This is a genomic window from Candidatus Nitrotoga fabula (assembly GCF_905221025.1).
Classification (GTDB): Bacteria; Pseudomonadota; Gammaproteobacteria; order Burkholderiales; family Gallionellaceae; genus Nitrotoga; species Nitrotoga fabula.
The window spans coordinates 99285-121035 of sequence record NZ_CAJNBL010000040.1 but is presented as its reverse complement, the minus strand read 5'-3'; the positions used below and the strand labels follow the sequence as shown (position 1 = coordinate 121035).

The 21751-nt window shown below is 47.4% G+C and carries 19 protein-coding genes; 5 read left to right on the top strand and 14 right to left on the bottom strand.

Features of this window, described 5'->3' with window-relative positions; all coding sequences use genetic code 11:
• Positions 1 to 282 precede the first annotated feature (282 nt).
• Entirely contained in the window at positions 283 to 996 is a 714-nt protein-coding gene (locus KJA68_RS08955) for an autoinducer binding domain-containing protein (RefSeq protein ID WP_213036591.1), read from the top strand.
• Between the two features lie 75 nt (positions 997 to 1071).
• Here KJA68_RS08955 and KJA68_RS08950 read toward each other — a convergent pair whose 3' ends face one another.
• Entirely contained in the window at positions 1072 to 2289 is a 1218-nt protein-coding gene (locus tag KJA68_RS08950; protein ID WP_213036590.1) for a TonB C-terminal domain-containing protein, read from the bottom strand.
• 689 nt (positions 2290 to 2978) lie between these two features.
• Here KJA68_RS08950 and KJA68_RS08945 point away from each other — a divergent pair.
• From KJA68_RS08945 to KJA68_RS08935, 3 genes are all read left to right on the top strand, one after another.
• Positions 2979 to 3827, top strand: a complete 849-nt coding sequence (locus tag KJA68_RS08945; protein WP_213036589.1) for a DUF808 family protein — start codon at positions 2979 to 2981, stop codon at positions 3825 to 3827.
• 55 nt (positions 3828 to 3882) lie between these two features.
• Positions 3883 to 4167, top strand: coding sequence for a hypothetical protein (locus tag KJA68_RS08940; RefSeq protein ID WP_213036588.1), 285 nt, complete (start codon positions 3883 to 3885; stop codon positions 4165 to 4167).
• A 461-nt stretch (positions 4168 to 4628) separates the two neighbouring features.
• Positions 4629 to 5117, top strand: coding sequence for a hypothetical protein (locus tag KJA68_RS08935; protein WP_213036587.1), 489 nt, complete (start codon positions 4629 to 4631; stop codon positions 5115 to 5117).
• A 603-nt stretch (positions 5118 to 5720) separates the two neighbouring features.
• Here KJA68_RS08935 and KJA68_RS08930 read toward each other — a convergent pair.
• Positions 5721 to 5969 (bottom strand): hypothetical protein, encoded by a 249-nt coding sequence (locus KJA68_RS08930; RefSeq protein ID WP_213036586.1) that lies wholly within the window; start codon positions 5967 to 5969, stop codon positions 5721 to 5723.
• Between the two features lie 442 nt (positions 5970 to 6411).
• Between KJA68_RS08930 and KJA68_RS08925 the strand changes: the two genes are divergently transcribed.
• A complete protein-coding gene (locus tag KJA68_RS08925; RefSeq protein ID WP_246487134.1) occupies positions 6412 to 8406 on the top strand; it encodes a PAS domain-containing sensor histidine kinase in 1995 nt (664 codons plus the stop codon).
• A gap of 444 nt (positions 8407 to 8850) precedes the next feature.
• Here the strand turns inward: KJA68_RS08925 and sucD are convergent, their stop codons facing one another.
• From sucD to glgP (KJA68_RS10990), 12 genes are all read right to left on the bottom strand, one after another.
• Positions 8851 to 9732: a succinate--CoA ligase subunit alpha gene (sucD, locus tag KJA68_RS08920; RefSeq protein WP_213036585.1), complete on the bottom strand. Its 882-nt coding sequence runs from the start codon at positions 9730 to 9732 to the stop codon at positions 8851 to 8853.
• Entirely contained in the window at positions 9720 to 10898 is a 1179-nt protein-coding gene (gene sucC, locus KJA68_RS08915; RefSeq protein WP_213036584.1) for an ADP-forming succinate--CoA ligase subunit beta, read from the bottom strand. Before sucC ends, sucD begins: the two co-directional genes overlap by 13 nt.
• A gap of 1446 nt (positions 10899 to 12344) precedes the next feature.
• Positions 12345 to 12797 carry a phosphohistidine phosphatase SixA gene (gene sixA, locus KJA68_RS08910; RefSeq protein WP_213036583.1) on the bottom strand — a complete coding sequence of 151 codons (453 nt, stop codon included), beginning with the start codon at positions 12795 to 12797 and terminating at the stop codon, positions 12345 to 12347.
• Positions 12798 to 12863: 66 nt separating this feature from the next.
• Positions 12864 to 13628: a 3',5'-cyclic-nucleotide phosphodiesterase gene (locus KJA68_RS08905; RefSeq protein WP_213036582.1), complete on the bottom strand. Its 765-nt coding sequence runs from the start codon at positions 13626 to 13628 to the stop codon at positions 12864 to 12866.
• Positions 13629 to 13704: 76 nt separating this feature from the next.
• Complete coding sequence (locus KJA68_RS08900; RefSeq protein ID WP_213036581.1) at positions 13705 to 15201, bottom strand: CYTH and CHAD domain-containing protein; 1497 nt, start codon at positions 15199 to 15201, stop codon at positions 13705 to 13707.
• 223 nt (positions 15202 to 15424) lie between these two features.
• On the bottom strand, positions 15425 to 16105 hold the full coding sequence (locus KJA68_RS10945; RefSeq protein ID WP_246487133.1) for a c-type cytochrome: 681 nt from the start codon (positions 16103 to 16105) through the stop codon (positions 15425 to 15427).
• Between the two features lie 230 nt (positions 16106 to 16335).
• The gene (locus tag KJA68_RS08890; protein ID WP_213036580.1) at positions 16336 to 16941 is read right to left on the bottom strand and encodes an ABC-type transport auxiliary lipoprotein family protein; all 606 of its coding nucleotides are present in this window, start codon (positions 16939 to 16941) and stop codon (positions 16336 to 16338) included.
• Between the two features lie 136 nt (positions 16942 to 17077).
• On the bottom strand, positions 17078 to 17992 hold the full coding sequence (locus KJA68_RS08885; RefSeq protein ID WP_213036579.1) for an MlaD family protein: 915 nt from the start codon (positions 17990 to 17992) through the stop codon (positions 17078 to 17080).
• On the bottom strand, positions 17977 to 18780 hold the full coding sequence (locus KJA68_RS08880; protein ID WP_213036578.1) for an ABC transporter ATP-binding protein: 804 nt from the start codon (positions 18778 to 18780) through the stop codon (positions 17977 to 17979). Before KJA68_RS08880 ends, KJA68_RS08885 begins: the two co-directional genes overlap by 16 nt.
• Entirely contained in the window at positions 18777 to 19937 is a 1161-nt protein-coding gene (locus KJA68_RS08875) for an ABC transporter permease (RefSeq protein WP_213036577.1), read from the bottom strand. Before KJA68_RS08875 ends, KJA68_RS08880 begins: the two co-directional genes overlap by 4 nt.
• 50 nt (positions 19938 to 19987) lie before the next feature.
• Positions 19988 to 20719, bottom strand: coding sequence for an alpha-glucan family phosphorylase (gene glgP / locus KJA68_RS10995; RefSeq protein WP_213036576.1), 732 nt, complete (start codon positions 20717 to 20719; stop codon positions 19988 to 19990).
• Positions 20652 to 21707 carry an alpha-glucan family phosphorylase gene (glgP, locus tag KJA68_RS10990; protein WP_213036575.1) on the bottom strand — a complete coding sequence of 352 codons (1056 nt, stop codon included), beginning with the start codon at positions 21705 to 21707 and terminating at the stop codon, positions 20652 to 20654. Before glgP (KJA68_RS10990) ends, glgP (KJA68_RS10995) begins: the two co-directional genes overlap by 68 nt.
• Positions 21708 to 21751: the final 44 nt, after the last annotated feature.

The following is a 21751-nucleotide window of genomic DNA, read 5'->3' as shown; positions in this document are numbered from 1 at the left end:
GGCCGGAGTAGAGACAGGTCATTTCGAATTTCCGGAATGTCTGGTATGCCAGACGGATATAGCCGTCCCGGGAAAGGTGGATAAGGCCGGAGCTTTCCTGCCTGAGATGGTTTGCTGGTTGCTGATGGTAAGGTGCCATGGGATTTTCTCTCCTGAAAATTATCAACAAAGTGGAAAAAGAAGTAAGATAATACTGTTAATGTACATTTGACTATGCTGTCAAATATTACAGTGATATTACAAGTGCCTGAAATTAAGGCATTACTATTCAAAGCGGGAATAATGAAAACTTGGCAAGAGGAACAGATCCAGTCGCTGTTGAATTGTGATTCCGCAACAGATCTTTTTGAGCGCATCCAATTGCTGGCGCATGAACTTGGTTTCGATTACTGCGCCTATGGCATTCGCATGCCTCTGCCGATCTCTGCCCCCAAAACAGAGATGTTCAATAATTATCCATCTGGTTGGCAAGCCAGCTATAAGGCAAAGAACTATCTGGCAATTGACCCGACTATTGCACTTGGAAACCAAACAACACTGCCTTTCATCTGGTCGGATAAACTATTTTCATCCGCACGTGATTTGTGGGAGGACGCCAGGGCGCACGGGCTTGAACATGGATGGGTGCAATCCTGCAGGGATGCACAGGGCATCAGCGGAATGCTGACACTGGCACGTTCCGGGGAAAAATTATTGACCAGCGAGCTACGCGCCAAAACTTCAGAATTAAGCTGGCTTGCGCAAACTGCTCACTTTGGCATGTCGCGTTGCCTGACAGCCAAAATGTTACCCGAAGCCGGGATGACACTTTCCAGCCGCGAGATCGAAGTGCTGCGCTGGACAGCAGAAGGTAAAACATCCAGTGAAGTTGCAGACATACTGAGGATCGCTGAGCGCACAGTCAATTTTCACATCAACAATGCCATGGTCAAGCTGAACGCCAACAACAAGACCGCTGCTGCCATTCGGGCAGCAGTTCTTGGACTGCTGTACTAAAAGCACCTGGATATGTACAGTCAAAAGCCAAGGCAGTTTTTCAGCACAGGGTGCCTGTAAGCCAAGAACATAGTATTATTTGTTTGAGCTGTCAGCTCCCACTTTCACATGTAGTACGCGAAAATTCTCAAACAATATGGGATCCGGAGGCAATGGTAATGGTTGCGACTGTTGTATAGCTCGTTCCACCATAAAGTCGTACGCCACGCTACCACTCGATTTAAGTCTTTTAACACTGGCTATCAATCCATCCTGATTGATAGTCACACTGAATCTCGCAGACATTCTGGCAGGAATTCCGTGTAATTTCACGGTGTTATGACGAATCTTGGTAACAATTTTTTCTTTATAGTTCATTACCGTTTGTCGATCAATTTCACTTAAATTCTGATGGAATTTAATCCACTCGTCCCGTGCTATTTTCTCAACATTAAGCCTTTCTTCCCTCGCCATTTTTTCGACAGCAATTCTATCCTCTCTTGCCTTTTGCTCAGATTTAATTCTTTCGTCCCGCGCCATTTTTTCGGCATCATGTCTTTCGCTTGCATTTTTTTCACTCGCATTTAAAATCTCTTGCTGTTCCCGCTGCTCTGCCTCCAGAATTGCTTCCTGTTCCTGTTGCGCAGCCCTGGCATTTTTTTCGCTTTCCTCCTTTTCTGCCTGCGCCACTAGTTGCTTCAATTCGGTCTCAATTTTATATTCTTCTGCAATTCTGGCTGCATTGATCTGGGCCTGCTCATCCACTCTAGGTTCATCCAGCTCTACACTCTCTATATCGGCAACAGGAGCAGCTACAAGCAGAGCCTCTTCTTCTGCAACCAACTGTTCTTCTGAAAAATTTTCAAAAACCCGTTCCTGATCTGCTACCTTGACTTCCTCCCTTGCTTTCGCATTTTTCAAAGATTTCGATCTCTTCTCTGCCCTGGTTTTCATTTCGGACTTCGACTGTTTCCAGGTCTTGGTTTTATTTTCCGCTCCAACAGCCTTTTTTTCCAGCTCAGGCGACACTTTCACCTGCACATTAGCTAGACCATTGGCAGCCATAAAAAATGAAATACTTGACGCAACCCCTTTGAAATGAAAGGGCGCTCGCACTGCATTGACCTGGGTTTCTCTTGTTACATCACTGCGATGCAAGTTCATAGAATCTTCAATGTAACTCCCGTTGGGCACAATTTCTGCCAGACAAACAGCGCTGATCGTAAACAGAAGCAAAAAGGAACACCTACAAACAAACTTAATCATAGATAATCCCCCATCACATGAGATTCGGTTGGAATTGTAGCCTTCCAACCGCGACCTTACATCCTGAAACAGATACTAACCTGCTACAGCCGCCGTTTGTAAACGACAAATTGCAACCCGATATCAATCTTATACAGGCGTTTACTTCCAAATATTGGAAAGTAATGAATAGAGAAAGTTCAACTTGACCCTTTTAAAAATAAGCACGCAGGAAGGTTCAGAAAATCTTTTTTTATTGATGAACAACCGATTTTTTTGCACTTAAACCCATACCCCCTATAGCTCAGCCACAAAAAATTCATTTGCACCATGATGCACACAACGGACATATTAGAAAACCATGCTTCTTTGCATGTCATCAGAATGAACAATGACAGTTATGCACAGATCGTACCGAAATAATGATCCATTCAACAGCGCTGCAAGTTATACAATTGTAGTAGATACATCTTACATACAATCTGAATTCAACCACGCTGATTCAGAGTATCGGTAATAATACCGGTTTTGTGGCATGGATTATCTGGTTGGAAAATTCATATGCATGCCTTGCATAATAACGCCATGAGTCTTTTTTGTTGAATTTACAGATTGCCAAATCTTTTGCACATATGAAATTTTGATAATAAATACTTTACGATATTTAACAAAAAAATAAAATCCAATTAAGTTCGTTAAAAATCTTCAGAAATATGCCCACCCCCGCTTTTTTCGCTGTTCTTCGTGATGCCAGCAAGTTGGCTGCTGCAGCTGCAGATGACCTTGCTGCTCAAGGCGCAAAAATAGCTGCAGCAACCGATGATGTAGCCATTTTAGCTGCCAAAGCTGGCGTTAAAACTTCCGGCGTAGCTGGAGATGATCTGGCTGTCGGTGCTGGTCAAATTTCGGGAATTTCACCGAACAGGGAACTAGCTGCACTCTGGCGCATCACGAAGGGTAGCGCACGAAATAAAATTTGGCTGGGTGCTTTGCTGCTTATCGCCGGACACCTCCTGCCCGATGCAATTACGGTTGCACTTGTTATCGGGGGGCTCTATTTAGCCTATGAAGGTGGTGAAGGCCTTCTGAGCATGTTGCACCCATCACCTGATACCGTCATAGAACCCCCAATGTCCGAAGACGAGAAGGTTCGGGGCGCCATCAATACTGACAGAATTTTAAGCTTGGAAATGGGAATAATTTCCCTCGCTGCAATCGGAGATGTCTCTTTAAGCTATAAAATTGCCGTACTCATATTGGTTGGCTTCGTCATGACAGTAGGTGTATATGGGCTCATCGCAGTCATCATCCGTTTGGATGACATGGGACTCGCTTTGGCACGTGCTGACAATGGCCTCAAAAAGAAATTGGGCTACAGGATGGCCAATGCTGCGCCCATAATTCTTAAAATTCTCGGTCCATTAGGCATGGTTGCAATGATGGCCGTGGCCGGGGGCATCATTACCCATATATTTCATATAGAATTTCCACATTGGACAATCGGTCTGCTCGGGGATATCGCATGCGGCACCATTGTTGGCCTTATACTGGCTGGAGGTCAGCATTTACTGCTTAAAATCAAAAATTCATTTACTGCTGGAACATGAAGAATACCCCGTTCCCTATATATTTCACCATACTGCAACAATACAGGAGCTCATAATGCCAACTTACACCCGTAAAACCATTGATCAGAAAATCGCCGATGCCAAAGCCAAACTGAAAAAACTTAAAACTCTTAAATCCGGTAAAACACCTGCTGTAGCATTAACTGCCCAGAGCGAAGGGATGGCCCAACTACTAACAGAAATTACTGCAGTCGCTGCAACCCATAAGACAACCATAGCCGAAGTAATCATGGCAGTTGCAAGAATTAAAAAAACTGGGTTAAAAATAGAGAATACAAAACAAACCCGATCTAAATCATTTGACATGATTGGACAGTAAATTGCAGGTGCTCGGTTCTTCTGCCACTTGGCCCGTGCTGCCGGACCTGTTTTTTACATGATAATCAGAATGATATAAAAACCTGATCTTATGCGTTGCCCGCATGACGCCGCAGGAAGATGGCACGAACCCGAACATATTCTATTCAATCGTTACAAAGTGAGTCCGATTGCTGGAACGCACCTCGCCGGGTTCAGAACAAGATCGCGACCCCACCGCAGTAGTCCGACATGCCAAGGATGGAACTTTCAATTTCCTCGTAGCTCTACTGCACTCTGACAAATAGCCAATACTAAAAATATTGCAATCTACTAAAATGGGCACACAATACAAGTCACAAAAAAATTCATTGAAAAATACAGCTTCTTCAGAAACACTTTCAATTGATTGATATCATTGTCATCCATTTTGGGTAATGATGCGTTGTAACTGCATCTCTCCGGAGAAAAAGGAGTTTTACCATGAAACGATTTCTATTCGCAGCAGCAATTGCCATTTTCTCGGTTCCGGCATGGGCTTCCGATGTTGGAGTTGGAGTATCCATCAGCATCGATCAACCCGGCATGTATGGACGGATCGACATCGGAAATTACCCTCGTCCTCCAGTTTTCTACCCTGCACCAGTCATTGTCCAGCCAATGCAAGTAACTCCCCAGCCGGTTTACTTGCATGTACCGCCAGGCCACCGGAAAAACTGGCATAAACATTGCTACCGATATGGTGCTTGCGGAATGCCTGTCTATTTCGTTCAGGACAACTGGTATAACAACGTGTACGCCCCTGGCTTCTATGGATATGAAAATGCCGGATGGGGGGGATATGGCGGTTATTATGACGGAGGAAGAAATTATGACGGTAGATATAACCGTGGGTATGACCGGAAAGTCAAGCATCACCACCATCATCATGGTCATGACCGACGCCATGGAAAAGGTCACGGCAGGGACTGAATCACTTACTACGGACAATACGGGGCAGCCGAGCACTAATTTTAAAGGCGCGGCTCTCGACAGAGCACGATTATCATAGCGGCATGGTTCAATGATTGGGATGGGTCACTCCATCCTCCGGTATTTCCAGTATTAATGTTTTGCCTGCTTGTACGTTTACTCCCGAAATTCCAGAGTAGAATTCATTGGGTCATACCGAAGCTGTTATTCTCGTTCTCACATCTCTCCGAGAAATATTTCCGGCTTGGGTTCATCCCACGCTTGATTGCCAGTCACTTTGATGGCTATAGGGTTACTCAATTTGAAACACCGTATGACTGCCATATCTGTATTCTATATCACACCTCCATTCGGGTGGCATATTGTCGCAGCTAAAGCCGGTGGTTTAAACCTTGTGATTGATAATTAACTCCTAGCCCTCCGGCACAAGCCATACCACCATTTTCAGCACCATGCAACACCTTGACTATTCATATGAATAGTCAATCCTAAAGATTTTGGATATGAAAAGTGATATATTCCAAACAACGGATTAGCCGCTGATATTTTAAGTCGGATTTATTCATCCTGTTTGAGTACCCCATTCCCCAATATGCAACCATGTTATAAGCCTAATTCCCTGGCTTCCTTAAGGAGCGCTTGAAACTCGCCAGAGCCAGGAGCCAAGTTAGCAGTCGGCTCCATGTTGCGGCAAAAACCATTTTCATCCCAGGAAACATTAAATGTGCCCGCAGGAACTTTCAGGGTTCCGATAAAAATATCCGGTGGGTCTGATTCAATACTTGTAATCGTGGCATCGCCACCACCAACAGTTTTAATATGCACTGGAGGATTAAGTGTAAAAAAACGCATTGCTTACTCCTTTGAATTTTATCTTAATATTTAAAAAAACCTGTTTTCTACCTGCTCTAATGCAATGTTTATTTGCACCATATAAATTCATACTCGTATACCCTAATCTTCTCGATATACTCAAAAAAATTCATTAAGAATTCCATCATAAAATCATTACCCCACAATTTCAGTATGCTTTACATATTTTCGCTTACGCCGATCCATCCATACGTCCTGTCAGGAATCGCAGTACAACTTCAGGTCAGATATCAAAAATTTGACCTTCATGCCCAATAAATTGACATTATGTCGCTTAATGAAATACATGCACACCAAATATTAGCGGCATTTCAACACCGTTACAATTTCATTATCATGGATTATTTATAAAATTGCAGCGACCTGCTAATGATTTTTGTCATCAGGGCCATCCCCAGGACTAAGAAAAGGATACTGAAAAATGTTGCACAAGACAGGTTTCAGCAATGTAACACTTATTAATATTGTACTGACCACCGCCGCAGTCTTTACGCTTTTTATTACTTTCAATTTGTACATTTTTTCTGAAAAGAAAATAGATCGCGCCAACGAGCAACGGCTGATCGCGCTTCAACTTGTCGATCAGTTACGTCAGTCATCCAATGATCTAGCACGCATGGCAAAAATCTACCTGATGAATGGAAACCCCCTCTATAAGCGTTTCCATCAGAACATACTGGACATCCGTGATGGCAAAATTTCCAGACCGGACGGATATTTCTATGTTTATTGGGACATGGTGCTCGGGAATGCAGTCTCCCCGCCTGCCGGTGACCGTCAGGGTACAGCATTACTGGATTTGATGCGCCAATCTAATTTGACTGATGAGGAACTGAGCAAACTAACCGATGCGAAAAACAGTTCAGATAGCTTGGCCAAACTGGAACAGAAAGCAATGGAACAGGGTAAAGCAAATAACAGCACAAATGCAGCTGACAGATACAAGCAAGCATTTCAAATCCTGAGTGATGAAAATTATCACAAAGCCATGGCTAAAGTCATGAAACCCATCAACGACGTCTACCTTTTAATCAATAAAAGAACGCTGGCTGCCGTCAATGATGCCGAGAAAAATGCCTTCCAATTACGACTGGGTTTAATTGTAGCCGCACTTGCAGTCTCCCTCATGCTCTGGAGATCCTATGCGTCCCTACACGCAACGCTCGGTGGCTCTGCCGACGAAGTACAAGCGCAGATCAGCAAAATTGAACGCGGTGACTTTTCCACAGACACCACCATCAAACCCGGCATGGAAAACAGCGTGATTGCCGGCCTCTCAAGAATGCAAAACACGTTGCAGGCCAATGAAATTGAAAGAAAAAGGACAGAAGCCGAACTTCGAATCGCTGCAGTAGCTTTCGAATCGCAAGAAAGCCTTATGATCACCGACGCCAGCGGAATAATTCTGCGAGTCAATAGGGCTTTTACCGAAACCACCGGCTATACTGCTGAAGAAGCTGTGGGGCAGACCCCGCGGCTGCTCAAATCTGGCCGTCATGATACAGATTTTTACCATACGATGTGGGAGACCATTACCCATACTGGGACTTGGCACGGAGAAATCTGGGGACGGCGCAAAAATGGAGAGCTATATCCTAAGTGGCTTACAATTTCCACTGTCAGGGGAGAAAACAATAACATTACTCATTATGTAGGTTCCTACATCGACATCACTGAACTCAGCAACGCTAAAATTGCTGCAGAAAATGCCAGCCGTGCCAAATCGGAATTCCTTTCCAGCATGAGCCACGAACTCCGTACCCCGCTCAACGCCATCCTTGGCTTTGCCCAGTTGCTGGAGCAGGGTCCGCCTGCGCCGACCCTAATTCAGACGGGGCGAATCAAGGAAATTGTTCGCAGCGGCTGGTATTTACTGGATTTGATCAATGAAATTCTTGACCTGGTGGCAATCGAATCCGGCAGAATTTCACTATCGCTAATGTGGATACCACTGCACGATCTTCTTCTGGAATGTGTAACCATGATGGAGACACAGGCGAAACTGCGCAACATTACCATCAGCTTTTATCAGCCCGACCAATCACTGCTGCTTTATGCTGACCGGATTCGTGTAAAGCAAGTTTTGATCAATTTTCTTTCCAATGCGATCAAATATAACTGTGAAAACGGAATAATTGAAATAGCCTGCAATCCTGCAAGTACCCCAAATCAGGCTCGCATCAGCATCAGGGATACCGGAAAAGGATTACCTGCGAACAAACTGGAGCAACTGTTTCAGCCATTTAATCGCCTGGGGCAGGAAACCGGCCCAATAGAGGGTACGGGCATCGGCCTGGTACTGGCAAAAAAACTTACCGAACAAATGGGTGGAACCATCGGTGTAGACAGCACGGTAGGCACAGGAAGCGTCTTCTGGTTCGAACTTCCGGCAAGCGGCGGTTTCCTGACTTGTTAAAAAAATGTACTGGCTCAAACACGAAGTTCCTGCTGATTTAACTCGACAGTAAAGGCTATCTTCCAAACAGCCTGAATTGAAAATCATCTAAGCACGCTGGCTGTTTGAAGACCAGCATGTATGACTCCTGCACTGCAATAACAGAGAGATGAAAGCATTACCAAACGGACACTGATCCACCTTAATTAATTCAGGCCCATACTTTCCAAGATAGAAACGGCAGACACTGGCACCACCCTGTTTTCAGGGTACGATTAACAGGAACAAATACTTAATCATCGTCTGCGCAAATCCACAACATGTGGCACTGAAGATTTCCAACGACCTGGAAAAACCAACAATGCCCTACTTTCAGATCAAATCGAAACTACCAAATTACACATGATTCTTGTTTCATATTTGTCCACAACAATCTGTCTATGGATCATAGCAGGCATTCCAGGGTTACCCCTTTAAAACCTGCTTCATCATTTTGCCCATTTCCGCAGGATTACGGGTAATGTGTATACCGCATTCTTCCATCACTGCCAGCTTGGCCTCTGCGCCTCCCTGTCCCCCGGAAATAATTGCCCCGGCATGCCCCATACGTTTGCCCTGAGGGGCTGTAATACCCGCAATGAAACCAACCACAGGCTTTTGCATATTCATCTTGATCCAGCGCGCACATTCCTCTTCATCACTGCCGCCAATTTCTCCCACCATTACCACTGCATCCGTTTCCGGATCATCGTTGAACAACTTCATTACATCCAAGTGTTTCATGCCATTGATCGGATCACCGCCAATTCCTACGCAGGAAGATTGCCCGAACCCTAGCTCTGTCAGCTGCCAGACTGCCTCATAGGTCAGCGTTCCAGAACGGGAGACCACTCCAATGCGACCCTTGCGGTGGATATGACCGGGCATGATACCAATCTTGATTTCATCCGGAGTGATCAATCCGGGGCAATTCGGGCCAATTAACAACGTCTTTTTACCTTGCATTTTATAACGTGTACGCAGCATGTCGTGTACCGGAATACCCTCCGTAATGCATATCACCAGTTCCATTTCTGCCTCCACGGACTCGTCAATCGCGGCGGCAGCATGGGCAGGGGGCACATAAATCACCGACACACTAGCCCCGGTTTCCCTGCGTGCCTCTACCACGGTGTTGAATATTGGTATACCTTCATAGCTTTGCCCGGATTTTCCTGGAGTAACCCCGGCAACAAAGCAATTGGCTCCGTTTGCATAATTCTTGCAGTGCATAGTATGAAACTGGCCGACCTTCCCTGTCATACCTTGGGTGATAACTTTGGTATCCTTATTTATCAAAATGGACATGACGCTCCCTTTGCGGCTGCAACAGCTTTCGCTGCCGCTTCTGCCATATTGCCGGCCGAAATAACGGGCAGACCGGATTCAGCGAGAATTCTTTTCCCGATCTCCACATTCGTGCCTTCCAGCCGCACCACTAAGGGCACATTCAAATGAACCTCGCGCGCTGCTGCCACCACGCCTTCGGCAATCACATCACATTTCATGATCCCGCCAAATATATTAACCAGAATAGCCTTCAAATCCGGGTTTTTTAACATCAGCTTGAATGCCTCTGTAACTTTTTCCTTGCTCGCCCCCCCGCCAACATCCAGGAAATTCGCCGGCAATCCTCCATACAATTTGATGATATCCATGGTTGCCATGGCTAATCCGGCACCATTTACCAGACAACCTATATTCCCATCCAGCGAAATGTAACTTAAACCAAATGCCGAAGCTTCCACTTCGGCGGGATCTTCTTCATTCAGATCACGTAACGCTACAATCTCCGGGTGACGAAATAACGCATTACTATCAAAATTAATTTTTGCGTCCAACGCCAGCAAATTCTTATTTTCCGTTAGCACCAAAGGGTTCAGCTCCACCAACATTGCTTCTTTTTCAACAAAAGCACGGTACAATCCATGCAGACAGATACGTACCTGATCCAGTGCATTAGCTGGCATGCAAATCAGCCTCGCAATATTATCAATCTCTCCATCTGTCAACCCTGTCCCGGGATCTATCCATACCTTATGAATTTTTTCAGGCGAGCGGACAGCAACAGCTTCGATCTCCATCCCCCCTTCACTACTTGCCATTAAAACAATACGCTGCCTGCTCCGATCGATTACCATTCCTACATAATACTCTTTTGCAATCTGCACACCCTCTTCAACCAATACCTGCCGAACCTCTTGCCCATCTGCATTTGTCTGATGCGTAACCAGTTTCATCCCAAGAAACTTCCCAGCAAACTGACTTACTTCCTGAATCGTATTCGCCACTCCGATTCCGCCCCCCTGCCCGCGCCCACCAGCGTGAATCTGAGCTTTCACCACCCATCTGGAACCGCCCAGCTGCTGTACTGCAGCAATGACCTCGTGCTCACTGAAGCAAACAACTCCTCTCGGCACCGAGACACCATACTGGCGCAGGATGTCCTTGGCCTGATACTCGTGAATTTTCATGTTTAATTTCTTACCCTAATTTCGCACGCTAACCAGATAATACGCTACAGACACAATCTTACCGAATTATTCTGCTAAAGGCGGTACAAAGTGATCTTCTGCATAAAGTTCACGATTCAGGTGATATGCCAAGAGATGGAAAACGAATGGCCAATTGGGTATATGGATAGTCTTATAGTTAACACTTATAGGACACCAGGAGCCTTCGATTTCTGAAGGCGCGTTAAGTATGCTGCTCTAAATAACCTGAAAAATTTCGCCCGGGCAGCGATAAAAGAACCATCATGAAGATAAATTCGATACAGACCGCTTACAATTTACTCATTTTCTTACCTGAAATCCTCTTGCTGACAGATTTCAGGAACACTGTCCCTAAGCCAGCATATATTTCCGGCTATGCAGCAAGAGTGACTGCTCCCTTCTCACATCAGATGAATACAATTCCAGATATTTTCCGGGCACGGTTATCGGCTTACGCCAAAACAACCATTCCTGAAATTTTGTATTATTTAATCAATAAATTATTGTGCAGGTGCATTTATTATTGCTGGCTGATTGCCTGAGCCGGGGGCAGGCTGCGGTGCAACCCTCATCCAACCTCCTGAACATTGCTGAACATAGGGGTAATAAGCTTTGGTATCCGCGCAGTAATACCACCAAGATTGCTGAACGTTTTGAGAGACATTTCCAGGAGAAGTCTGGATATTGGTTGTTTGCGGACTATCGCTTCGTTCAGTATATATTACTGGGGCAGACTGAACCTGTGGGTAATATGCGGGGGCAGGATAATAATACGGCATTCCCCCGTAATATGGATAACCATAATATGGTGCTCCGAAATACGGGGTCCTGTAATATGGATAATAGCCAAAACCAACAGGCGCTCCGAGATAAATGCCGAAATGCCCATGGCGTCCCCCGGCAAAAGCAGTCCCGATGGTCGATACACACAATAAAAGAATCGTGATAATCATCACAGGACGGTTTATTTTCGAAGTTCTCATGATCTCCCCATATTTTCAAGCACGAAAAATTGATTTATGAATTACCCTCTGCCTGAATCGTTATGCTGAACAAGATCAAACAATTCCAGGTTCGAGTCCCAGGCAGGTTATTCTTAGAAAACGCAGTATTCAAACAACCGTTGACCAGAATTTATCCTTAATGAAGTTATTCTTTCACGTGATCAATACATTTGAAATGAAAAACTATCTTACTTGGATACTGGGCATACCTATCAGCCTACCACCAAAGGCCAGCCAAGAATCAAGCCAGATCCTCACCCTTAATCAAACTGGCCAGCAAACATGTTCATAGACTGAAAATATTTTTTTCTCCTGCACGACAAGTGAAATTCTATTTAAGTCCAGATGTCGCAATAAATGGGCGTATCCGTAATCCAGAATTATCCAACCCTGAAAACTAAAATTCGATTGACTTCCTGAGCTACAGAAACTCCGGAGACATCACCACACGCAGTATGATTTCTAGCCTGCCTTCACGCACGCGACTGCTAAGCCACCATACACTGCCCTTTTTTACAATCCAGTTTTCCTCAGTTCCAGAAAGCAAGGTAGCTGCGATACGCCCCATAGTAGGTTGATGCCCGACCACAACCACCGCACCCACAGTTTTCGGCCAGTCTGTTATCTCCAGTACCGATTCAACCGATGCCCCGGTCCCAACCTCTCCACGGGTTTCGAACTGCCGATTCAGGGCACACGCAGTCTGCTGAGCCCGTTTTGCAGGGCTGACCAGAATACGTGCATCTTCCGGAAGTTGGGATGCAAGCCATCGCCCTATCTGCTGTGCCTGCCGTTCACCTTTTGCGGTCAGTTTCCTTGCCTCGTCCGGCATGCCATATTCAGCGTCCGCATGCCTCCATAAAATCAGATCCAAACCGCCCCCCAAAAACTAAAAAAATCAGCCTGCATAGTGGATACATACCCGTTATTCACAAATTATTCAGAATTCAAGTACATCACCGCGCTTCAGCATTACCGGGCGCAACACGCCTATGGCTGCATATATCTCACGCATGGTTTCATCCTCCCTTCCAGGTTCCATGTGAACGACATAAATATCTATATTGCGCCGAAACTGGCGCAATGCAAGCACCAACAAATCAGGGGTCATGTGGCCGGAGATCCTTGCTCCCTCCGCATTACTGTTCAGACACGTGCTCTCAATGATCAAGCCAGTAAGGTTGTCTATCGCTTCAAGCTTTTTCCAGAACGCTGCGCACAGGGTAGTGTCCCCACTGTAGACCATGCTTGTCCTGCCGCTGTCCAGTTGGTAACCCACTGCCGGCACGGAATGTTGAGCTGGAAGTGGAATAATGCCACAAGAACCAATCTGCATCTTCCGGCCCACTTCAACTGGATCAAACACAATGTAAGGATTACTCGGGCTTGGCATGACACTGTAATCAGGCCATAAAATAAAATTAAAGAGACACTTTTTCAGCATCGCTATAGTTTCCGGCAACGCATGGACAGTAAGCGGTCCTTGACGCAAATTCAGAGTGGCATCACATAGAAAAGGCAAGAAAGCTACATGATCCAGATGGGAATGAGTAAGAAACACATGCTCAATCGCCATCATTCGTTCCAGGCTCAGATCACCCACACCGGACCCGGCATCAATAAGGATCCCCTGCCCCACAGCCAGCGCCATGGTACGCCGATCCCCCCCGATACCTCCACTGCAGCCCAGAACTTCAAGCTTCATGCTGTTTCCCTGACATTGATAATATTTGCTATAGACTTTAAAAAATCAAAAACACCCCTTATTTTCAACGGAATTCCTATTGCCAGAACGGTTTTCTCCGCATGAGCTCACTCCATACTAAATGCATTTTTTGCAAGCCACACCTGGCTGAACAGACAGTCCATCCGTAAACGATACCCGCGCCATACCCACGGGTAACATGCAGTTCGCCAAGCAGTCTCTGTGTAACCACAGCATCATTCAATTCTCCAAGCGAGTCCTGCAGCGCAGCCAGTACCGAAAGAAAATGTCGGGCTCGCTTTCGCGGATAAAGACAAGCAAAAAACTCTACAGCATAACGAAGCTTCTTGGCCGCTATGCGTAGGGAATGATATTCAGCCGGACTCATCGCAGCATATTTGCGTCCCTTGCGACGTAGACATTTGTACTGGCGGGAGAGAATCTGCCCGGCCAGCCTTTCTAATATCGCGGCCCTTTTTCCATCCTGGTCTGCCTGACGCACGGCTATGAGCCCGAGTTTCAACACCAGCCGTGTGTAACGCTGCGACAGAACTGCTCCGACCACTTCCTGATACTGGGCATGACATAACCCGACAGCATTTTCCCGCAACCTCTGCAGCGTCTGATTATCAGACATCTCATTAGCAATTTGCGGTAGCGTCTGGCTGATGAACACATCCCAGTCCCTTGCTTTCCCAAGGCAGCCCATCAGCCATCGCAATTCCTCCATTACATTATCGGTGGCATCAGGCAGCCGAACAGCCAACCACCCGAGGATCATGTGCAATCTTCGGGTCGCGACATGTGCCTGATGCAGATATTCCGGATTATGGATTCGCCCAATTTCCGCCACATTGCCCTGCAGTTGCCCGATGCACTCCCGTACAATACACCGGAAGGCTTGCTCTGCAGACATTTCTGATACCAGTTCAACCTCCCGCGACATACGGGGCAAGGGCAATTCTCCGCCATGAAGACGATATCCGCGCTCGGCCTTGCTTACGTCTTCTACCCGAAGAAAGACATGCTCCTGTATGGCTAGGGCCACCTCGAACAAACTTGATGCAGCGCCCACCTTAAGTTCAAGTTCTACCTCGCTAATCGGAAAACTTTTTTCTCCGGAAAACACCGCCCCCTGATCCAGCGCCAGCTCGACTTCGTCACCATTGATTGTTCTAAGCTTCCATACAGTACGCCAGAAATCAGTGATAAACAGCGGCCGCAGCCGTACTAGTATGTCTGGCGTCAGTAGGTTGGCGGGAGCATGGGCTGCGTCCGGTATCAGTTCAGGCTCCATGCCCTGCACTGGCCACTCCCACTCTTGGCGCTGATGCATCCCTCCCTCCGAACTTCCTCCTCCCTTTACAGTCTGCATCCAGCATCTTCCTGTGCGGCGCAATCGAAGAGCAATGCCCGACTGGTATAAATCCCGATCGGGCGTATCAAAGTAGACGCTGTATAGTTTTCTACGGCGAGATTTTTCCTGTCCCGCCGTTTTCAGCATGGGATGGTTTCGCAAGCGAGTTACATGCGCAGGATCAATGGTCAGTTTCAGCTCAATTTCAGTAGCCACGAATGCAGTCATCCCTAATAACACTTTGATGACATTAAATTATGCAAATATACAGGCCAGACTCTAACGCACATGTGCCCACACCACATGTGACTACACAGGAAACTTCTGCAGAAAACAGGCTCTATGTCCATTCGTTTGCAAAATTTCCCGTAGTAGTTCAGCCAATTGCCCTCACGCCTGAAAAATTAGTCAAACTCCATCAACCATGGCTTAGGTCCATTCACTGTGACAAAATGAACAACACCAACTTTTCAATGTCTGCATCTGAAACACGGGGAGAATACGGCGGCATGGCAATTCCTCCAGTTACATCTGTCCAGTTACCCTTGCCACCGGATTTTACTTTGGATATCAAATGCGCCTTGGCGCCCGGGTCACCCTGGTAACGCTTGCTCACATCCCGCCACGCCGGACCCACAAGTTTTGTTTCTATCTTGTGACAAGCCAGGCAACCGCTCTTATTCGCCAGAGCCAAGCCTTCTTCGCGGCCAAGCACCCCTTCTTTCCCTTCGGCATTTGCCTTGGCTGGAATTTCCATTTTTTCCGGAACAGGCGCTTTCACAGCATTGACAGCCAATTCTGATTTTTCCGCTGCCTTTACTTCCGGTTGTTTTTGCGGTTTCACAGGTAGGACAAGTTTCGGAGCGATGGGGGAGGACTCTGTTTTCTCGGGTTTCTTTGCAGAAATGGAAGATGAATCACCCTTTGCAGGCTGTTCAGTCGTTACCGGAGCCTGAGTGATGATAGCAGGTGAAGGTGTAGGCTGCTCAACAGCAACCCTGGAATCTTGTTCAGTGGGAGATGGCGGGGCTGTAACTGATGAAGGCTCCTGTTCGCTCTTATTCCCGCAAGCAGACATCATCAATACAGCAAAGGATACGGCTAATCCTGAATATTTCATGTTCACCTCCCTAATATAGATATTATTATTCCCTGATTCACTGAAAAGCATCCCGCTGGTTTCGCCCCGTGCCATGATTGTTCACCCGCGATTAAAACAACTGATAAAGCATGTAGTTGCCCGAAATAAAACTGTATCTCCTTCCCAGTACTTTCATCATAGTACCAATGGATGAAATTTTCATCCTTTTACTAAAAGATCACTGCATACCCGGTACATTTCATACCTGTTTATTTCATTTCACCGCCATTTTTATGGCGCATGGGTACACCATTGATCTCTTGCGGGTGCAACTCACCAGACCATCGTCGTCCTGACTCACTGATGCAAAATTCGGCCAGTTGAATCAGCACACCTTGAACTGCCTGATTCGCCGCGATAACACCACCATATGCGTCATCCTGAATAGCGTTTGCCGTTTCGTCGAACACCCTCGCTGCAATTACTCTCTTGCCAGCGACATCAATCAATTGTGCGCGCAGCGTGAATCTCACCCTGCTCGGTTTTGTTCCGAAATCTTGCTGCAGACGCACCAGTTCAGTGTCTAATCTTAAATCAACAGAGACTAAGCTTGGGTTCAGCACAATCGCTCTAAAACTTCCCGTCTGGTCAAGCGTTTGAGCCAACAATGGCCCCAGCATGCGCGATGGGGCATCTGCCCACTGGTTAACCACAAAATATTCCAGTTCGTGAGGTTGCAGCAGATATGCCATCCTGGGCGTATCAAATCCAGGGCGCGCACGCGGCATGCTGACTGCCAGGACAGCATCCCGCTTTGAATAAAGCGTCTTGACAGATGTATCTGAATCAAGCAGATAAAGGCGGTGATTTTCCACTTGAGACGTCTGCAGAATGCTACATCCGGCTAACAGCATGGCATATGTGAAGACCAGGAAAATCCGAAGAACACTGCACTTTGGTGAATGCAGTCTCATGGCTTGATCCAATGATCACTGAATAAAATTAATGACATCATTCCCCTGGCCCCCGCCTCGTTTTAGGCCTGCCTTGCAACAGGACACCCGGATTCTGTTCCAGTTCACTGCTGAATCGCTGCAATGAACCGGTTAAAGCACGCAACTCAATAACCATCTGATGCAGTTCCGGTAGCGTCTCACTGGTAAATTGCCGGGTACCGTCAATCGCATTCCGCGCGCCCACCCCTGTCCGGGCGAGTTCATTAGTCATGCGGTCAAATGAATCTGCACTACGTTGTATACGTTGCGCCAAGAGCGGCAGTTCTTTGCTTGCTTGTGCAGTATTTTCCAGGGTGCGTGCCGCATTAACCAGGCTGGAATCGATCGCAACCGAACGTGCTGCAAGGGTATGGGACAAAACCTCGATATCTGCCAGAGCACTTCTCACGGCCTTCTGGTTATCCTCACCCATCAAGGCATTGAGATTCTCACTAAACCGGCCGACATTGGCAATCAGACCCGTAAGCGCAACATCCAGTCGTTTAATACGAGAAAATCCTGATTTGATCACAGGATATTCCTCACCTGCTTTTTTTTGCAATTCAGGGGAACTGCTGGCCCCTCCGCTCAATTCAATAAAAGCCAGGCCCGTCAATCCTTGTGTCTGAAGGGTAGCCACAGTATCGATTTTAACCGGAGTACCATGTTCGACAGCCAGCGTCAGTTGTACCTGTTCGACATTTCCCGGCGCCAGTATGATCTTATGCACACGACCAACTTCTACCCCCCTGTAACTCACCGGCGCATCGAGTTTCAATCCCGATACCGACTCGTCTATGTAGGTAAGATAAAAATCTTGATCCTTATTAAAATATTTCCCGCTGCTGAACCAGAGCACTCCAGCGATGGTGGCTGCACCCAACACCAGCACAAAAGCCCCAATCACAGCCAGGTTTATTTTTTCTTCCATGCCTGCTCCCATGCTGCACGACCGCGCGGTCCATAAAAATATTCCCTGATGACCGGTTGTTCCAACCGTGAGAGTTCCTGCATGGATCCCAATCCCAGGATATGCCCATCCCCCAGTACCGCTACACGATCCGCCGTCCTCCACAGCAGATCCAGATCATGCGTGATCATCATAATGGTTAATCCAAGCGCATTTCGCAGGCTCTGCACCAGTTCATCTATGCCACTCGCGCTAAGAGGATCAAGACCCGCGGTAGGTTCGTCCAGAAACAGCAATTCCGGATCCAGCGCAATGGCTCGTGCCAAAGCGGCACGCTTGCGCATCCCCCCGCTCAATTCACCGGGATATTTGCACCCCGCATCTGCAGGCAAGCCTGCAAGTGCAATCTTCATCGCAGCGATCTCTTTGATCATGCGGACACTGAGACATGTATGCTCACGTAACACCATACTGACATTCTCGATTACAGTAAGTGAACCGAACAATGCCCCGCGCTCGAACATCACACCCCAGCGCCGCCGCAAAGGCAAAGCCTGTTCGTCGTTCAGGCCAACCACTTCCCGGCCAAACACCCGGATCGAACCTGATTCCGGCTGCAACAGCATGATAATAGTACGCAACAATGTCGATTTCCCACTGCCACTGCCACCCGCCAGAGCGAATATCTCCCCCGGATAGACCTTCAGATTTATATTGTCATGAATTACCCTGTTACCAAAACGAGTCCTTAGATCGCAAATATCGATCACTGCAGCGGAACTTTGCGTTGGCCTCTTCCCGTCATTCATATATTGAGCCAGTTAAACACAACCGAAAACAAAGCATCAGTCAGAATCACCAGAAAAATGGACTGTACCACGCTCACTGTTGTCTGGCGGCCGACGCTGTCAGCGCTGCCAGTAACACAGAAACCCTGATAGCAACCAATCATTGCGATAATCGCAGCAAATACCGGCGCTTTGCCAACACCCGTAAGAAATGAGGAAAGGCTCACTGCACTACCGATACGATCGATAAAAACGCCATACCCTACGTTAAGCTTGAAGCTGGCCATTGCCATGCCGCCCAATACCCCGGCAATATCGGCCCAGACTGTCAACAACGGCAGGACAATGATCAGCGCAACCATTTTGGGAAGCACCAGCATCTCAATGGCACCAATCCCGATGGTGCGCAGGGCATCAATTTCCTCCGTAACCTGCATCGTACCGATCTGTGCAGCATAAGCAGAACCAGAACGGCCGGCAACAATAATCGCCGTCAGCAGCGGAGAAAGTTCGCGCATCATCGACAACCCTACCAGGTCAACAATAAAAATATTCGCGCCAAAGCGTTGCAATTGATCCGCGCCCTGATAGGCAATCACAAGTCCCATCAGGAACGATATCAAACCCACAATCGGCAATGCCTCAAATCCGGAAACTTGAATATTATGAAGGATCGGCCGCCAGCGGATAATGCGTGGCCGGACAAGAGAACGCAGCAGGATAAACGAAGTTTCACCGATAAACGAAAGCATGGCGAAAAGCCCTGCTACACCACGCCAGTACCGCTGCCCGATTCTCGTCAAAAACCTGTCCCGGGGCGGGGCTCCATTTTCCTGCAACACAGATCGCGATGCGACCAACTGTAGCAGGACACTGAATTCGGGACGCAAACCAAAAATTTTTACTGCGGACCCGCGACCTTCCATTGCGCGAACTATCCGGTGCAATAACCACGCGCCTGTAGTATCCAGCGCAGATATAGCTGAGCCATCGATCACGAAGCTGCTTCCACCAGGCCATGATAGGGTATCCAGCTGGCGTTCGAGCCGAGCAATCCCCCGCATGGTCCATGCTCCAGAGCAACTTGCTGTAATCACCGAGGTGGATGACGAGTTGTCTGGAAGAACCACCAGTTTGGCAACTTGCTCAGCCATCATGGATTCTGTAATCTGAACCATACGGAACACGAATATCATATTTCCGGTCTGAATGGCCGGATAGGGTACATTTACTTGAAATAGGCCTTGGCAACATACTGGTTCAACATGCGTTCAGTATTAAAAAACGAGCCATTCAGTGCAATAGCACTTCGCATCACCTCTGCATATCGGTCTTGCTCATTGTAAAACATGGGAATAATGGTCGTCTCTAGTTTGCTGTAAAGGGACTGAGCATCCATCGCCCTCCTGTCGAGCTCTTCCAGTCCTTGATCCTGGCTGATGGCCCATCCTGTCACCCCCTCGATACATCCCTCGACCCACCAGCCATCCAGCCCGCTCAGGGAGGGAACACCATTGATGGCGGCCTTCATGCCGCTTGTACCCGATGCCTCAAGCGGAGGCTGCGGTGTATTCAGCCAGAGGTCAACACCTGCCACCAACGATCTGGCCAGATTGATACTGTAGTTTTCAAGATAAACGATTCTCAACCTCCCTTTCAGCGCTTCCTTGATCTGATGCAGGTGCCGGATGATATCCTTTCCTTGCTGATCATTGGGGTGAGCCTTCCCTGCATAAATAATCTGAATATCACCCGATTTTTCAGCGATATCTACCAGCCTTGCACTATCCTGAAACAGCAGTTCGGGACGTTTATAAGCGGTCATGCGCCGGGCAAAGGCAAGCGTGAACGTGTCGAAATCCAGGCCGACAGCAATATTCCGGTTTATCTGATCAACAAAGCTCCACTTTTGCCCGCCGGTGCGCCTGCCAGACTTCCTGCGTGGAAATATTGATCGCATGGCGCAGGCTGGTATTGTCTTCACGCCACCCAGGGATGTACTGGTCAAAAAGACTGGCCACGTGTTGTGATGTCCAGGTGGCGACATGTATCCCATTGGTAATGAAATCAATTTTGTGCTCCTGGAACATACGCTGGGTAACCTTGCCATGCCGTTTGGCTACCCCATTGATATAGTGGCTGTTATCCACTGCCAGAGACGTCAAGTCCAGCATTCCTTCCGGACAATATTCTTTTTCACGTTCACCGAAAGCACTGTGATAATCGGTAAGAACGCGATGCACCAGATCCAGAGGAAATTTATCATGCCCTGCTGGAACAGGGGTATGGGTTGTAAAAACACACATTGGCTTGATCAAATGGATCAGTTCAGCGGTCACAACTTGCCTGACCGGCTCATAAGCCAATTCCCACGCCTTCCTGGCAAGCTCATGGGCAAGTTCCAGGGTTAGCAGAGCGGCGTGTCCTTCGTTCATATGGTAACGCTTGATTTCGCGGTAGCCCAGAACACGCAGCATCCTCACGCCACCAATCCCGAGAATGATTTCCTGGCAAAGACGATAGTGCTCATCTCCACCATAAAGATAATCGGTCAGCGTACGGTCCCACTCCGAATTTTCCCGCAATGCGGCATCCAGAAAAAAAACGGGAACAACATAACCATTCACCCCTTTTACCTCGCGTTTCCATGCCCGTAGGTAAACGGTGCGACCCTCGATCTCCACACTGCAACGCGCTTCTGTTTCAATCAGCATCTCAGACACCGGCCATAAAACCGGCTCCTCAATCTGCGTGCCGGATATATCCAGTTTTTGCCGGAAATACCCCTTACGATGCAGCAGGGTCAGCGCTACCATTGGAACTTCCAGGTCCGCTGCCGAACGCACCATATCTCCGGCAAGTATCCCCAGTCCGCCTGAATAAGTCGGAATGCCATCCTCCACCCCGATTTCCATCGTAAAGTAGGCGATATGACTTTTGCTATCCATGAAATATCCTTTTTACCTAAACACAAGGCGATTCATCACAATAC

Bases quoted from the DNA above. Each gene is read 5' to 3' on its own strand.
- sucD (WP_213036585.1), bottom strand. From the start codon at position 9,732: ATGTCCATTTTGATAAATAAGGATACCAAAGTTATCACCCAAGGTATG.
- KJA68_RS08930 (WP_213036586.1), bottom strand. From the start codon at position 5,969: ATGCGTTTTTTTACACTTAATCCTCCAGTGCATATTAAAACTGTTGGT.
- KJA68_RS10945 (WP_246487133.1), bottom strand. From the start codon at position 16,105: ATGAAATATTCAGGATTAGCCGTATCCTTTGCTGTATTGATGATGTCT.
- KJA68_RS08925 (WP_246487134.1), top strand. From the start codon at position 6,412: ATGTTGCACAAGACAGGTTTCAGCAATGTAACACTTATTAATATTGTA.
- KJA68_RS08880 (WP_213036578.1), bottom strand. From the start codon at position 18,780: ATGAATGACGGGAAGAGGCCAACGCAAAGTTCCGCTGCAGTGATCGAT.
- glgP (WP_213036575.1), bottom strand. From the start codon at position 21,707: ATGGATAGCAAAAGTCATATCGCCTACTTTACGATGGAAATCGGGGTG.
- KJA68_RS08955 (WP_213036591.1), top strand. From the start codon at position 283: ATGAAAACTTGGCAAGAGGAACAGATCCAGTCGCTGTTGAATTGTGAT.
- KJA68_RS08935 (WP_213036587.1), top strand. From the start codon at position 4,629: ATGAAACGATTTCTATTCGCAGCAGCAATTGCCATTTTCTCGGTTCCG.
- sucC (WP_213036584.1), bottom strand. From the start codon at position 10,898: ATGAAAATTCACGAGTATCAGGCCAAGGACATCCTGCGCCAGTATGGT.
- KJA68_RS08875 (WP_213036577.1), bottom strand. From the start codon at position 19,937: ATGGTTCAGATTACAGAATCCATGATGGCTGAGCAAGTTGCCAAACTG.
- glgP (WP_213036576.1), bottom strand. From the start codon at position 20,719: ATGCGATCAATATTTCCACGCAGGAAGTCTGGCAGGCGCACCGGCGGG.
- KJA68_RS08905 (WP_213036582.1), bottom strand. From the start codon at position 13,628: ATGAAGCTTGAAGTTCTGGGCTGCAGTGGAGGTATCGGGGGGGATCGG.
- KJA68_RS08940 (WP_213036588.1), top strand. From the start codon at position 3,883: ATGCCAACTTACACCCGTAAAACCATTGATCAGAAAATCGCCGATGCC.
- KJA68_RS08885 (WP_213036579.1), bottom strand. From the start codon at position 17,992: ATGGAAGAAAAAATAAACCTGGCTGTGATTGGGGCTTTTGTGCTGGTG.